We start from the raw sequence: 15,783 nt of genomic DNA, 5'->3' as shown, positions 1-15,783 counted from the left end.
ATTTCCTCTTTAAGAACCAAACCTGCTTGTCAAATTTGTTATAAAGTCTCTTTATGAACCTCATATATTCACTAATTGGTGTAAAGTTTTTCCATTCTGTAAGTCTAAGGTAGCTGTAAAAGAGTTCTTTATATTCTATATTATTATTGTAAGAATTATAAATCGGTTTGGTACCGGTAAAGTGGATGATATATGGATTCTTCTTTTCAATAACTGATTGTACATTCCATAGAGGGTCAAGCTCAAACCACTTATTTGCAAAAATAACATTTAAACCATATTGGTCTGGAAAGTCGACATATTGGATGTTTTTCTTAATGCAATGTATTATTTCATTTGTAATTTCAGCATTCCTCCATTTAATAGCGTCAATTAATAGTAGACCACTATTAAAATATTTTGATTTTGGAGATAATCCTAATTCCTTATAATTTGATATCCCAGCCCAGTCATTGCCAATTATCTCAGATTTATCGATAACAGCAGCAATAATTTTATCCTGAAGGTCTGTTTCCCACAGCGATGAAATATCATTTTGGAAAATCATGTCTACATCGATGTATAATACATTTTTAATATGGGGAGGAATAAAATGAGGTATAAATAAGCGAGCATAAATATTCAAAGGAAAAGAAGAATGGTCTAATGGGGGAGCGTCTGATAAAGAAAGTACTTCAGACATATTAATCCAATATAGGCTCGTGATTTTTGGGTCAATTGATTTATATAGTCGCTGCTTATTTTTATTATTAATTCGGTCAGAAACAATATAAAAATCAATTGGTATATTCTTCTTGTGAGTTAATTCAATAGATTTTATTAAAGCCGCCAGCATAACCATATAGTGGTTATCACTTACAACTACAACAGTAATTCTGTCAATTACACTCATAAATAATTATGGTGAGGATAATGAAAATTAAATATCAATAATAAGGAATAATTGATCAATAATTGCTATTAACGATTTAGTGCTAAGATATTTTGCTTATTTAATATGTTCGAATCTAAGATTGATTCAAACTGGTCGGCTCTTTTTTCCCAGGTGTTTTCACGTGCAACAGTTAATCTACGCTGAATATTAATTTTATTATCGCTTTTTAATATTTTGTTTAAAGCTTCTGAAAAGCTTGAGGCATTATCACAAAAAGAAACAGTATCCAAGGTGAACTCTTTGAGGTCAGGATTAAAGTTTGTTGAAACAACAGGTTTGCCGGCACCTAGGTATTCAAACAGTTTAAGTGGGAATATTGTGCTACTGACATCATCATTTTTAAATGGGATTATTGCAATATTAAATCCTTTTAAAATAGATGGTAAATCTTCGTACGGAACCCGCCCTATCAGGTGAACATTTCTGCATTTTGTGAACCATTCAGGCATGTATTCTTGAGCTACTGGCCCCACAAATACAAATTCTTTGTCTTGATTTTTGGCTATTACATCGTTTAAAAGTTTAAAATCTATTCTTCTTTCAATGGTTCCGATGTAGCCTATTACCGGATTTTTAAGTAAAGAAATCCGTTTGTTAAGTATTATGGTATCATCCAGAGCTTTGCTACTATGGTTGATATCTGCAGCATTTGGCACAAAAAAAGTATTTGGGTTAATAGATTTTTTTTCAGTTTGGAGTTGTTTGCTGGTACAAATTACGATATCACTGTTTTTAACTAAGCTATTCTCTGAAATTATACCATGCTTCATATCATAGGGCATGATCATTGGATCTACACAATGATACACTGTTAGTGCCGGGTTTAAAGAATCAGCAATTCCCGGATAATGGAAATTGAAAGAGTTTATATAGACATAATCTTTAATATTAAATTTTTTTATCACTTGAATGATACGATTAACGATCCTTTTCTCATTTAACTTTAAGAGCATTCTATATAATTTACCTTCAGGAAGAAAATTGATAGATAATAATGGAGGGATGATTATCAGCTTGAAATTAATTAAATCTGTTTCTTTAATCCCATCAGAATTGTTTGAAAAGTATGCCTTTCGGTTATTAATCAGGTCAGTGTTTTTATATTTTATATAATCTTTCCAGGTAATTGGATAGTCAATATAATAGACAAAGTTGTTTTTAGCAAGTAGTTTCGAAAGTGTAAATGTTGTTGAACGCTCGTGGCTATCAAATCTGGTTGCTCCCAGAATAAATATGTGCTTTTTTTTGCCCATTTTTTATACTTTCTCCCAATTGTTAGTTTCTTTATTATAAATTTTTATGATGTTAGCTGGATTGCCAACAGCTACAGTAAAGGCTGGAATGTCTTTGGTGACAATACTTCCTGCGCCAATAACTGAGTGTTTTCCAATAGTTATTCCAGCAGTTATGACAGAGTTTGCGCCTATCCATACATTGTCAGAAATAATTATTTGATTAGTAGTGATACCTTGTTTGACAGGAGGGATCGAAATATTTTCATAATTGTGGTTTAGACCCGAAATGACAACATTTTGAGCTAGTATAACATTATTGCCAATTTGAACCGGACCAATTATTACATTTCCTGCACCGATAAGTGATTTCTTCCCAATAATTACATCTCCAACACCATTGTTGATCGTTGAAAAGTCCTCGATTGTAGAATAATCTCCAAGATCAAATCTTCTGAAAGGAAACACATCCAATTTAGTTCTGCGTCTAATAATTGAATATCTTCCTCTTGTATGATTAAAGGGATTGAGAAAAATCTTCACCCAAAGTCGTGGCCGGTATTCATTAGCTGGAATGATCGACCATAATGCCAGTCTTTTTAATAAGGCATTGGATTTTAGCTTGGATATTAAACTCATTGGATTTTAACTTAAATCTGAAACTCTATTTTTTAATTATCCAGTTTTATTCTCGTACAATTTGGATGCTGGTTTCAATTCTTGAATATTTAAAAATCTTTGGTTTAAATACTCGAATCTTTAAGAATTTTTATAACCGAAAATAGATTTTAATAACAACTTAATGTAAAATAACTTGTCAGCACTGCCATTTCTTATGGTATTTATTTCATGAACTTTATTGAGAAATAAATCCTGATGTATAACATTTTTTAATTTATTGTACTCTAGTTCTACATCTAACTTAAATTTATACCCCTTAGGGGTAAAAATTACCATGTTTTGTTTATACCAGAAAAATATATCTGAATTATTCCAAAATAGAGGTTTTAATACATCATGTAAAATATATTCATGATCTGAAAATTTCTTAATCCAATAATCAAGCCATTGCTCGTTAATATGATTTTGTCCACCCTGAAATGGGATGGCGGCCGAGAATACTACAACTTTCCCAGCATTGGTTAGAGTTTTGATTAATATATCAGAGGCTTTTTCTGACAGATGTTCGGCAACTTCGATACAAATAACCAAATCAAATTTTTCTTCAAGTTGCAATGGTTTTTCCAGATCCTGAACCAGAAATTCGTTTGGAAGTATGTGCTTGTAAAGCAGATCCCGGTTAACCCAATCCCCGTCAATTCCTAGAACCTTCTCCACCCCATTTTTTTTGAAACAATACAAAAAAGTGCCTATACCACAACCTATATCTATTACACTTTGAGGATCCAATAATCTAATTAGTTCTTTTACAATTGCTTCAGGTGCTGCCAAATTATGCACAGTTTCCTCGTGGATGTATTTTGCTTTCTTGACCACCATGAATCTATTCGAAATTATATATGGATTGTTTAAGATGTTTTTAATGTATAATAATTAGTAAGTTACTGCATCTGTGCATTTAAGGTCTCTTTATCTAGTTTATAAGTAATATTAATCAAAGCGGCTACCAGGTAAAAATATACATTAGATGGGTATTGTACTAATGCCTCCTGTGGATAGTTTCCAATATTAAATGCAAAAGTAATTAGTACCATCGCCAGACAATAGCTTTTAAGTTCAGGATCTCTGATATTGTAGTAATTCTCAATACCAATCTTGAGAATTATAAACATTAAAGTACAAAAGATTAAAAGCCCAATCCATCCAAGCTCTACTGCAACACGAACATATCCACTGTCTGGGGGAAAACTTGCTAAAAATGATCCAGGTGAAAATTTTGCTCCCCATACCCCTGTAGCACCTAATCCTCCTCCAATTGGATGTGATTGAATATATGGCTGAATCATTTTTTGATTTGTGGCTCTGACGTTGAAAGACGCATCTTCGGAGGGTCTGAATGCCGATTGAAATCGGAAAAGTGTCAGATTGCCAGTTGGAATAAAAATTAGGGCTGTAAGCAGTATCCCTCCAGCAGCGGTCATAATCAATATTTTTCTGTTAAAAATCAAAATTGTCAGAAAGAGCATTGCAGCTGGAAACAAGACATATGCGCCTCTTGTACCTGAGTATAACATACTTGAAAGGAATAATAAAATAAGAAATCCCAATATCCATTTTTTCACTCTTGAAAAGGGACCAAACATTAGACCGACACATAACAAGCTACTTACTACCATTGTATACGAGAATGCAACAGGGTCAGAAAATATTGAGAATTTCCTCCATTGGCCTCCAATGAAAAGTAAGCCAGCAATTGACGGATCAGAGTACAGGTATGCTTCTTCAAAGCCAAAAAAACCTATGTATTGCTGTTTAAAGGCATACAATGCACCAATTATGCTTAAACCTAACCATATTTTAATTATCAGCCGTATGAACTTTTTGCTTCGAATGTGATAGCTGAAAATAAAATAATTTAACATGACTAATGCAACAGTTCTGATCGTATATAGCCAGGCTAATTTTGATTCTGCAGAGGGATTGATTACCTGAATGAAATTGTACCCAATCCATATGATAATAACAATGCTTATGGGGTTCTTTAGAAAGGTCCAGTCTGGCTCATATTTTTGTTTGATAATTAGACCTAATATCAGCAGTGCTAATAGACCATCCATTAAAGTACCTAAAGGAAATGCAATAAGCCCGAGCCTGATTACCCAAAGAATAAAGTACGCTGCAATTAAGATTGTAATAATTCCAAATTTAGGATAGGCAATTACAGCAAAAACTAAAGGAGGACCTATCAAAGCCATAATAATTAGGGCTCCGCCAACAATTCCCAGCGTTTTTATAGTAAATGCAATACCTATTGATGCCAGGAACAAAACAATTAAACCCGCTGGATTTTTAAATCTGGCAATATCTGAAAAGAATCGGTTCTTAATTGTATTCATTATTGATTTGAATAATATACAGTCTAAAACAACACGATCTTAAAAAAGAAGAAAAAAACACTAATGAATGCCACAATTACTGCTATTTTTTTAATAATTATATTTCTTAGCTCTTCCTTACTCAGTCTGTTTTTGGGGTAGTTGTATCGCATTTTTTTTTGATTAAGATTTAGGGATGTTTGATTTATAATTATGAGTTGTTGATACAGACCTCTTATTTGCATTTACTACTTTTAGAAGGGATATAAATTGGAAAAATATAAATTTGGGAATATTGATTAATGCTCGGAAAATTCGTTGATCAGTATCTTTTCTGTTTATTGCTAAAATGAAACCTGTTACAAACCCACTTAAAGCAAGAAAAGTTAACAATCCTAGTACAGGATAAAACCATAAGTTAATCATCATATTTAAGGTGGATAAAATCAACAGTATAAATAATGGTGGTCGTATTAAAACGAAACCAAATAATAGCTGGTTCCTATTCAAGTCCCTAATGCCTCTAAATATCAAATCGAAGCCATAATGAAAATATCTAAACCAAGAGTTTATCCAACGACTGCGCTGGTTAACTAGTTGGTCTGTATTGGAAGTTTTTTCATCATAAACGATGGCATTTTCTGCATATGCAATTCTTATATTTCTTTTTATTATTTCATATTGTAGAACTTTGTCAAATCCAGCACCTTTTATTTTACGGTTTTCGAGACATTGTCTATATAAGTTTGTTGTGAAAGCCATTCCTGATCCGGCCAGAGTTGCCGATGAACCGGTATTGAATAGTATTTTTCCATCGAAGTACTGATAATAAATATCTCTTGCAGCATCCAAACAAGCATATGTTGTATTCAGATTTTTTGCCTTCCTGGTGCCCTGAACCGCCTCAAATCCCTTATTGAAATACTTGTTTAATTCATTTAGATATTCGGGATGAAGCAGATTGTCACTGTCAATTATCGTTATCCTATCGTGATCCCTAATAAACCTGTTAATTGCATAAAAATGTGAATCTGTATTACTTGCTAATACATTTTCAGGTTTGAGTAGAATAACATTTTTATTTTTGAAATTTAGATTCGATATATCACAATTATCTGCAACAACGTAAATTACATAGTTTGAATAGTAAAGTTTGAGTGCTGAATCGACTACATCATTTATATGGCTTGTTTGTTCAAACGCAGTAATTATTATTGCATAATCAGGTTCATTGTGGCTATATGCAACTTTATCTGAGATAAGCTTTAAAGGTCTTTTTAAAAGGAAAAGTAATAGAGGAAGTAACAGGTTAAATAACAAATAAACCTGGACCATATTCCATAAATACAGAAGTGTCAGGTTAATCATTATTATTCAATTACATTGGCCGTTTCAACATTTGTAGTTGCTTTGCCCTTGGTGGTCACTTTATTCAAAATCCAACCAATGAAATGACCATTCAGACTCGCTAAGTAATCAATATGTTGTTTTTTTGCTAAATCAAGTGTTTGATTTGCTTCGAAAACTCCAAGAGTCTTATCTGTGAATAAAATCCATTCTTTTGCCTTGTTTAATGAGCTTAAAGATGGAGACTCAATAAGGATAATATCAAAACATGATCTCAATTGGTCTAGTCTTTCAAGTATCGTTTCCTCATTAGCCATCTCTAGTAATGATTTATCTCCTCCTCGATTACCCATTACCATAATACCTGAATTGAATTTTAAACTATCCAAAGCTCCCGTGCTCAAAAAATCCTCAAAGAAAATTTTAGTTTTAGAGTTTTTGGTTATTGAAGGAGTATCAAAATTTCCATCAATTAACAATACTTTTTTATTAACCATTACATACGTGTAAGCAATACAGGCTGAAATAAGAGTTTTCCCTTCCCCTTCATTTATACTTGTAATACCTAGAATTTGACCTTTCCCGGAAGTTGGGGCAAGTTCTTTATTGACTTCAAACCTAGTTGACCTTAATTGCTTTTTAAATTCTTTTATTTCGGAAGTTCCATGGATATTATTCCAGATACCCTTGAGATCCATGGTCGAACGCCCTACCAGATTTAGATAGCCAAGTACAGGAGATTTGGTTGAAAGTGCCAAAGCGTAGGGATCCTGAATCCTATTATCGAAAAAGAAGATAGCAAAGAATATCATAATACAAAATGCCCCGCTTACTATACCACTCAGTATCACCAAAAGCATTTTTTTCGAAGGATTAGGTGCTCCAGGCATAGCGATTTGTACCTGCCGGAGTTTAACAGGGAATGCAGATTCCATGCTGATTTGATTGTACTGAGCTAAAAGTTCCTGATATTCTTTGGTAACAACATCAATGTCCCTTTCCATAGATGTAATCATGGCTTCATGAGGTACCAATTCATTGAATTTTCCACTTATTTCTTGGAGATGTTTTTTTATTGAATTTAGGCTAAAGGAGGCCAAATCGTATTGAAGCTGCAGATCTAATTTTTGTTGAATCAGATTTTGTTTAGTGTTTAAAGGATTTATGATGTATTTATCATTGACGTTACTAATTTTTGACGTCATTATCTGCTGAAGAGAGTCGATAGATTTTTTATACTTTTCATCAAAATCATTGTTGATATATTTATCAACTAAGTTTTGCATTTCTTGCCTTGTGGCTAAAACATCTTGATTTGCACCGACTAAAACTGATTCAGCATATTTCCTATCCTGGGGATTAAATTTTTTATCAATGTTTTCAATTGCACCACTCAATGACGCCATTGTTTTTTCAGTTTCCTGCTGTTGATTTTTGTATGTTGAAATTTCGTTCAATACCTGCAAAGATTGACTTGATAAATCCAGAATCCTGTTTTCTATTTTGTATTCGGCTAATTGCGAAATTCTCATTTCTAAAGTGTCGGATTTTATTTTCATTAAATTCCGAAGAAAATCGACCGAGGCTTTTTGGTTTTCTTTAACAAGGCCTGTATAATCCTTTATGAACTCTCTAGCAATTGCATTGACAACAAATGCAGATAACTCTGCATTTTGTGATTCAAAATCCAGGTGAATAAAATCGCTTGCTCCAAGGCGATAGGTACTAAGGCCATCCAGTATTGTCCCGCTGTCATAACCCATCCAACCCATAACAACTGCTAATCCAGCCTGATCAGGATCTCTTAAATTCAAGGCTTCCCTATTTTTGTATTTCTCAGTGTAAACTTCTATAGCATGTGCTATAGCATCTTCATTGAGCCCATTAGTATATAAGATAGTTTTATCTTTGAAAGGTTTATCTGAAGTTAAATCATGAAGAATTAATTGATAAGACACCTGATCAATTAGACTTTTAGATCGCATAGTTTCAATTAGGTTAACGAATTTTTGGTTAACCCTTGATTCCTGAAGTAAACTAGCATCAGAAAAGGCCATTTGTTGTGTTTCATCAACAATTCCTGTGGCAATTTGTGTAGGAGCACTGTATGTGTCTGGTAAATTTCTGACAATGTAAAAGGTGATCATAACAGTAATAAGAGGTATTGCTATTATGATTATGCGATTACGCCAAAGTAGTTGAATGAATTTTTTTAACTCTTCCATTCCTGTTTAGTTTACCTCTTCGATCTTTTTTGTTAGCAATTCTTCTAATGATGCTTTTGCCGTCAAAAAGGTAGATTCTGCAGATACTTTCCCCTGCATTGCATTGTTAAGTGCTATTTGTGACTGGAGATATTCTGAGAGTGAAACTTCTCCTTTTGAGTATTTGTTTTGTATATCCTTGTTTAGACTCTGCATATCCGAGAATATTTTTGATTGCAATTTCAAAGCAGTTAAGTGCTGTACATATGTAAAGTACCTGGTTTTTACCTGAGTTTCAATATTTAAATTGTATTCATCTTCATCTAAACTTACAAGTTTAAGTGCCTCCTTAGCCTGTTTGACTGCGCCTCCCTTCTGAAAAAGTGATGTAACGCTGAACTGAACTGCAACCTGATAGCCATTAAAAAAAGTTGGATTTACAATATTCAAAGTGTTATTAGGTTGATAGATATATGAAAAAGATAGACCATCGAGCCAATTACTCTGTTGCATTGTGACATTGTTCTTGGCAATAGCAGCCCGGCTTTTGAATGTATTCATCCGGGGGTAGTTTTCCTTGGCAGTAGCAATCAGTTTTTCAAGAAAAACATATGAAATGTCTGTCATCATCGTTTCCTGCGACTTTGCAGAATTACTTAAAAGAAGTATAGAAAACGTTGCTAAAAAAAAGTATTTCCTGAACATATATTAAAATTTTTCCTTATGCAATATTACCGGCAGTGTTTTAATCAATATTTCAAAATCGAACCAGAATGAATATTTTGACGCGTAAAAGTTATCGAATTTTTTCCGTTCCCGCTCGGAAATATCTCTTTTTCCTCTACTTTTTATTTGCCACAAACCTGTAACACCTGCCGGCCCCATAAAACGCTGTGACCAGTCATTTGATGTCAGCATTTCAGCTTCATAAAGCGGTAATGGTCTGTTGCCAACCAAAGACATGTCTCCTTTTAAAACATTGAAAAGCTGGGGTAATTCATCGATACTGGTCCTTCTGATAAAGGATCCAAATCTGGTTATTCTTGGATCGTCAATTAATTTTACAAACGTGGTTCGTTTTTTCTGGTCATCAGCTTCTTCTTCCGGATATTCATCATTCTTATATCGATTTAGATCTGATAAATCTTCTAACTGGCTATCTGCTCCCACCCGCATAGACCTGAATTTGTAGAAATCAAATATATTGTATCCGGTACCAACCCTTTTGCTTTTATAAATAATCGGCCCTTTTGAGTCCAAACGAATTAATATTGCAGTTAAAATTAGAACAGGTGCTAAAACAATGATGCATATTGCTGAGATTACTACATCAAAAATGCGCTTCATCTGTGGTAATTTGTAGATAACATCAGAGTTTTCCAGGACAGAAAGTTGTGGTCTGATCAGTTTGAATTTAACTAAAAAATGTAGCCTTTCTATCAAATGTTCAACAGGAAAGGGCATGACATAAAAGTCATGTACTTTTAATTTTAAAGCACTTGCTTTCCATGCTTTATCCCTTTCAGGTGCAATCAGAACAATGATCAACTCACGATATAGCGGATTTTTTTTAATTTTTTTAATAAAGTTGAAGCACTTCCCCTCTGAATCGGTTTCAATCAGTATTACATCAGGTAAAGTTAAAATGGACTGATTATCCAGATAATCCTGAAGATCTTCCAAGGTATGATGTTTATTTATGAAAAACTCGGATGGTAATTCCTTAATTAGCAAGGATGTAGAACCTGTGCCCATATAAGCAATGCTTAAATGGTGCACGGTATTGGTATTCCCTCCTTGCTTAATTATTTGCGACATTATGCTTTTGAAGTATTTCCGTTATTGATGACTTTAATTCAGTAGGATTGAAGGGCTTTTTAAAATAACAATCTGCCCGGAATGGCATTTGCTCAACAATCTTATCAAGATTATCTGCCCCTGAAAGAAGAATTACAGGGGTATCTCTGTAAAATCCGCTAATCTTCAGGTTTCTTATAAATGAACCACCATCAATATATGGCATTTCCAGATCAGAAATGATCAGTGCCGGATCATTACCATCTTCAAGCCAGCTTATAGCATCTGCGCCATTTTGTTTAATCACAAGATCATAGTCTTTTGACAGTATGAAATTGAGCAGTTTTAAGATGCTCAGTTCATCATCTACAACCAGAATTTGTTTTTTCATAATTTAAATAGCCCTGCCTTCTCATTGAAAGAAATATATTTCAATAACCACTTATCTACCAGGCAATTCAAATAAAGAATACAGATACTAAAAGTACTTAATTATTGAAAATATATTAACCTTATGGAATAAAAATTAGTTAAATAAATATTAAACAAACTGTACAATGAAAGTGCCAAATCAAATAAACTTGCTACGAACATATAGAGGAGATAAGTGTGGAAATTATTCCCGAAATAGTGTAGAAAAAATTCCACGATTACGGCAAAAATTTAACCTAAATTCCCGGGTTCGCACATATGTGAAGATTTGAAGGGTAATTGAAACCCGATAACTATCGGGTTGAGAGTGGGAGTTGACAGTGAGGAATCCGTTTCACTATAATTAATGTAAATACAAGATTTACTTCTATAGAAACAGCTAACAGACAACGTCTACCAGTTATTTTGCAGCTATTGGGTAGCCTTTCTCAATCCAGTTTTGTTTCAAATTTGTAGGCAGGTTAAGCAGTTTACCATTTGTGAATCCCATGGTTTTTAGCATGTTTACCGCAGGGCGAATATTTGGACATCTTTCAAACGGACAGCAACCACAGTACACGACTAAAAAAGTATTTTTTGGCAATTTTGACAGAGCTTTATTTAACTTCTGGAGATTCTCATTTTCGCTTACTCCGCCTATGTTTACAGCCCCTTTGATATTATCAACTACTCCAATGTTGAATATTTTAGGTTGATTAGCCTTGGGATTAGCAATAATTGCTGCCAAAGCAGAGGGTTCAATAAGGTCTTTTTGAGTCCAATTGTCTTTTTTGTCTAATGCCTGATTGGCACTGATAGTAGTTTGAGCCAGGCTGTAGCTTGTTGCTGATATGAAAAATAATATGGTGTAAAAAAGGATTTTCATGCTGTTCATTGGTTATTAATTACAAAATTAAGCATTTCTTAATAGGGGATGTCAAAATACTTACTAATTTGTTGTTTTATCTACTCAGGGCATTTAAGAAGTTCAGCATTTCTGCATTATCATAATCTGCCATCCCACTATGCTGAAAAACGATATCTCCTTTAGGTCCTATAATCACTGTTGTAGGGAGAGTGCCACTAAAAATATGTTCGGGGATTGCCGACTCACTCGAATAGACTTTTAGCTGGTATGAGTGTTTTTTCATAAACTTAACAGATGATGCAATTTTATTGTCAACGTCTACCATTATAAAATTGACTTTATCCTTGTTCTTAATCTTTGAAGACAATGAATTTATTGAAGGCATTTCGGCACGACATGGAGGGCACCAGGTTGCCCAAAAATTTATAAAGTAAACTTCACCTTTATTTTCGCCCAGTTTAAGGAGCTCTCCATCTTCTGATCTGAAAGCCAGATCAGAAGGAACGGAATTGCTTATTTTAAGATCTTTAGAGGGAGCATCAGCATTGTAAAGTCCGGTACTCATAAGCCCTTTGATCAGGAGTGTCCTCGCATCAGCACTAAAGAACATAATACCTGCAAAAAACACAAACAGAATATTACCGATATTTGATTTGATGACTCTTAATAATCCCATTATTTTTCTTCTTTAGATCTCTGCAAGTTAGCATGTTTCGCTAATTCATATTGTAACATTAGTCACAAAGCTTTCTAAGTGTAAGGGGATTTTAAGTAATAAAGTACAGAAGTATGTCCATTATTTTCTACACTTTTCTAACTTTTTGTGTAAATATCTGCTTAGCTAAGTCATTAATATGCAATAATTTACAGGATTAGTGCTCAAATAACTTTCGTAAAGCGCTTTTAGCAATTATGCTTAATAATCTGACCATAATTTGATAAAAAGAAAAACATTTGGTCTGATTTTCGAGTATAATTAATTAATCTGTAAAAATTATATCGGTATGGTAAAAAGTAAAATAGCCGCGATAAAAAACTGGATCAAAGCAATGGGATTTGAATTGATAAAATCACATGATTTGAGTGGCAAAGAAGTTAAAATTAACTACTACAGTTTGGGTAATTTTGGTATTTATGAGGAAATATCGAATAAGAAAATGGCTGACCGGTCCAAGGGACCAAAAATGCGATTTATTTCATGGAACCCATGGGGAATTGATTTTGAGGTTAGTTCCCTTAAAGATTTGGTAGACGCTTACCAGGATTCAAAATCCCTAAGTCCTGAGATGCCTTAGTGACTTAATTATAGGGTGAACCATCTGAATATTGAAGAATCTAGATTCCATTTTTTAAAATAAAACTGGATAGTTCTTCGATAGGATGTTTCAGGATTTTCCCTACTTTAATTTCGTTTGCAGTACAGAGCTCTTTCAGGATGTCAGAGAAATGATATGCAATTGAGCCTACAAAGTGGCAGGTTTGATCTCTGTAATCTGGATAAGATTTGATATTTGTTTCTATAAACTCACTGAAGCCCTTTTTTAAAATATCAACGATAAAGGGGTGGCCAATATGTTCACTTAGAAAGGGTGCGAAAGAGGCCAGATAGAAATTGGGTGCGGGTTGCTGATAAACATGTTTTATGACAGCCTCTTTATCGATTTTGTAGTTTTTATAAAAGCTGTCTGATAGGTCAGCGGGCATCTTTCCATATAAGAAACTTGTAATTAATTGCTTTCCAAGCCAGGTTCCAGAGCCTTCATCCCCAAGAATATACCCCAGACCATGCTTACTTTCATGGATTTTTGATCCGTCGAAATAGGTAATGTTAGACCCTGTACCGATTATACAACAGATTCCTTTTGAATTACCTGCAGTGGCATAAATGGATGCAATGATATCTATATCAACACTTACAAATGCATTTTTAAATATTTTAGATAGGGCATTGGAAATATGTTCCCGTCGGTCAGGGCTTGAACATCCTGCTCCGAAAAAGTATATTTCTTTTACCTGATCTGTATAGGGCTGTATTTCAGGAGTATTCTGGAATATTTTGATAATATCTTTCTCAGACAGGAAGAATGGATTGATGCCACTTGTTCTGAAAGGTATAGTTTCAGTATCTGAAAGCGTTAATATCCAGTCGGCTTTGCTTGAGCCGCTGTCTGCAACTAATAACATATTTAAATTTCCTGAAGAATTTGACTTGTAAGTGGTTTGCCAATAAACCTGGATACGAGGTGATTTTCTTTCACTCTTCTGATGTCTTTTGGATCGAGAGATGAGGTGAGGACATAAATTTTAATTTTATCGGGCCCCAGATCAGGAAACTCAGTTAATGCCTTAAGAAATTCAAATCCGTTCATTATGGGCATTCTAAGATCTAAAAAAATGACCTCGGGAAGTTCTTTACCTTCAAGATATAAATCCCGTATGTATTTATAGGCTTCTTTTGGTGATTCGATTACGGTAATAGACTCTGCAAAATTGCCATTATCCAAAATCTTTCGATTAATCAGATTGTCTATGTAGCTGTCATCTACCAATAATACACTTTTGTATTTGAAGATATTCATCAAATCAAAATTACTAATTCTTTACACTTAAGCAAGAGAATTAGAATTATAGGTCTATTACTGAAGATTAAGTCTTCCTGAGAGCTGCATTAATGCTACCTCTGCCAGTTTAGCTTCGAATTGTGCATTGGTATAACGAGCATTTGCATCAATATAGTTTCGTTGGGCTTCTCTGAATTCCAGTGGTGCAACACTTCCAAGTCTGAATTTTTCGAGAGTGATATCCATGTTTTGCCTTGCTACCTCCAGGTTCTGGCGCTCGAGTTTAACCAGTTGCAGGTTAGTCTGGTAGGTTTGAAATAAAGAGCTTAATTGCGAAGTGATAGACTGATTCAGCTTTTCGTATTGCAACTGATTATTCTCTATTTGAAGAGAGGCATTTTTTTCGGCTCTTTTTTGCAAATGGCCATTAAAAATATTAATTGAAGCAGTGAGACCATAATTAAGACCCCTGCCTACCGAGCTTCTGGCAAAACCAAGTTCAGAAGTTGATCGGTTAAAGTTATAACCTGTATTCAGATTTATTCCCGGATATCGGTTTGCTTTAACTTCTCTCAGGTTGATTTCTGAAATTCGTTTATTAATCAATGCTGATTGCAGTGACGGATTTAACTGAGCTGCAGAATTTTGCAATTCTGGAAGCAGGAGGCTACTGCCAATAATGATGGTGTCTGACACTGAGAAATCAGTATTAATATCTCTTGCCATAAGTTCATTGAGTTTGATTTTTGTATTACGGAACTGGTCAATTTGCCTCAAAAGGTTAGTGGTATCGGTATTAAGGTCTACGGAAGCAGCAAGTACCTCGAGTTTTGCGGCTTTTCCAATAGTATACCTGCTTTCAGAATTACGAAGTCTGATCCTTGAGATCTCAAGCGCACCACGGAGGGCTTCGATTTGTTGCTGTTGTTGTACCAAGTCGTAGTAGTTATTGATAACATCAGCAAGTGTTGTCTGAACTGCAAGTTTGAAGTTTGCTTCACCAAGATTTTCAAGCTCTTTAAGTCTGTCATATCTGGCGAACATTTGAAAACCGTCAAATACCTGCCAGTTAAGAACCGGTCCATAAACCAGATTAGTGTTTTTGGCGCCGTTTCTTTCCTGTGAGACCCCGCTGGAAAGCGTTTGTTTCGTATTTGAAACGGTATTGTTTGTACTTAAATTCCCTGTTATTACAGGAAGCATACCCGCATTAGCCCTGTTCACATTATTTTTAGCCTGCTCAACCTCATTCTTATTCAACTTGATATCATAGTTGTTTTCCAATGCGGTTTGCACCGCCTGCTCCAGGCTAAGTTGTTCCTGTGCATGGATGCTTGAAATCTGCAATAGGCATCCAAAAATTAATAGAATACTGAATTTGATTTTTTTTCTGTTCATATATATTAATATCCTAATGATAAAGCCTCGTAATA

General features: G+C 34.2%; 16 protein-coding genes. 1 reads left to right on the top strand and 15 read right to left on the bottom strand.

Features of this window, described 5'->3' with window-relative positions; translation table 11 throughout:
• The 12 genes from VGE44_RS14315 to VGE44_RS14260 form a co-directional block, all read right to left on the bottom strand.
• A partial coding sequence (locus VGE44_RS14315; protein WP_331080304.1) for a glycosyltransferase family 8 protein occupies positions 1–892 on the bottom strand: 892 nt, incomplete at its 3' end.
• 68 nt (positions 893–960) lie between these two features.
• Entirely contained in the window at positions 961–1,887 is a 927-nt protein-coding gene (locus VGE44_RS14310) for a glycosyltransferase (protein ID WP_331080302.1), read from the bottom strand.
• A 303-nt stretch (positions 1,888–2,190) separates the two neighbouring features.
• Complete coding sequence (locus tag VGE44_RS14305) at positions 2,191–2,805, bottom strand: acyltransferase (protein WP_331080300.1); 615 nt, start codon at positions 2,803–2,805, stop codon at positions 2,191–2,193.
• Positions 2,806–2,925: 120 nt separating this feature from the next.
• Positions 2,926–3,618 (bottom strand): class I SAM-dependent methyltransferase, encoded by a 693-nt coding sequence (locus tag VGE44_RS14300; protein ID WP_331080298.1) that lies wholly within the window; start codon positions 3,616–3,618, stop codon positions 2,926–2,928.
• Positions 3,619–3,728: 110 nt separating this feature from the next.
• On the bottom strand, positions 3,729–5,183 hold the full coding sequence (locus tag VGE44_RS14295; protein WP_331080295.1) for an O-antigen ligase family protein: 1,455 nt from the start codon (positions 5,181–5,183) through the stop codon (positions 3,729–3,731).
• Between the two features lie 162 nt (positions 5,184–5,345).
• Positions 5,346–6,530, bottom strand: coding sequence for a glycosyltransferase (locus VGE44_RS14290; RefSeq protein WP_331080293.1), 1,185 nt, complete (start codon positions 6,528–6,530; stop codon positions 5,346–5,348).
• Between the two features lie 2 nt (positions 6,531–6,532).
• Entirely contained in the window at positions 6,533–8,734 is a 2,202-nt protein-coding gene (locus VGE44_RS14285; RefSeq protein WP_331080291.1) for a Wzz/FepE/Etk N-terminal domain-containing protein, read from the bottom strand.
• Positions 8,735–8,740: 6 nt separating this feature from the next.
• Positions 8,741–9,418, bottom strand: coding sequence for a TolC family protein (locus VGE44_RS14280; protein ID WP_331080289.1), 678 nt, complete (start codon positions 9,416–9,418; stop codon positions 8,741–8,743).
• Positions 9,419–9,421: 3 nt separating this feature from the next.
• Positions 9,422–10,531, bottom strand: coding sequence for a sugar transferase (locus VGE44_RS14275; protein WP_331080287.1), 1,110 nt, complete (start codon positions 10,529–10,531; stop codon positions 9,422–9,424).
• A complete protein-coding gene (locus tag VGE44_RS14270) occupies positions 10,515–10,901 on the bottom strand; it encodes a response regulator (RefSeq protein WP_331080285.1) in 387 nt (128 codons plus the stop codon). Before VGE44_RS14270 ends, VGE44_RS14275 begins: the two co-directional genes overlap by 17 nt.
• A 441-nt stretch (positions 10,902–11,342) precedes the next feature.
• Positions 11,343–11,807, bottom strand: coding sequence for a rhodanese-like domain-containing protein (locus VGE44_RS14265; RefSeq protein WP_331080283.1), 465 nt, complete (start codon positions 11,805–11,807; stop codon positions 11,343–11,345).
• Positions 11,808–11,883: 76 nt separating this feature from the next.
• Positions 11,884–12,465: a TlpA disulfide reductase family protein gene (locus tag VGE44_RS14260; RefSeq protein ID WP_331080281.1), complete on the bottom strand. Its 582-nt coding sequence runs from the start codon at positions 12,463–12,465 to the stop codon at positions 11,884–11,886.
• 328 nt (positions 12,466–12,793) lie between these two features.
• On the opposite strand from VGE44_RS14260, the gene VGE44_RS14255 reads away from it, so the two are divergent.
• The gene (locus tag VGE44_RS14255; RefSeq protein WP_331080280.1) at positions 12,794–13,084 is read left to right on the top strand and encodes a hypothetical protein; all 291 of its coding nucleotides are present in this window, start codon (positions 12,794–12,796) and stop codon (positions 13,082–13,084) included.
• Positions 13,085–13,124: 40 nt separating this feature from the next.
• Here VGE44_RS14255 and VGE44_RS14250 read toward each other — a convergent pair whose 3' ends face one another.
• Genes VGE44_RS14250 through VGE44_RS14240 form a run of 3 tightly spaced genes read right to left on the bottom strand, consistent with a single transcriptional unit; the run spans position 13,125 to position 15,748 of the window.
• On the bottom strand, positions 13,125–13,973 hold the full coding sequence (locus tag VGE44_RS14250; RefSeq protein ID WP_331080277.1) for an N-acetylglucosamine kinase: 849 nt from the start codon (positions 13,971–13,973) through the stop codon (positions 13,125–13,127).
• Positions 13,974–13,975: 2 nt separating this feature from the next.
• Positions 13,976–14,368: a response regulator gene (locus VGE44_RS14245; RefSeq protein WP_331080274.1), complete on the bottom strand. Its 393-nt coding sequence runs from the start codon at positions 14,366–14,368 to the stop codon at positions 13,976–13,978.
• Positions 14,369–14,425: 57 nt separating this feature from the next.
• Positions 14,426–15,748, bottom strand: a complete 1,323-nt coding sequence (locus VGE44_RS14240; RefSeq protein ID WP_331080272.1) for a TolC family protein — start codon at positions 15,746–15,748, stop codon at positions 14,426–14,428.
• Between the last annotated feature and the right edge of the window lie 35 nt (positions 15,749–15,783).

It is taken from the genome of Daejeonella sp. (assembly GCF_036405355.1).
Lineage (GTDB): Bacteria > Bacteroidota > Bacteroidia > Sphingobacteriales > Sphingobacteriaceae > Daejeonella.
Note: the sequence above shows the minus strand (reverse complement) of the source record. Positions and strands in the feature narration are given on the sequence as shown.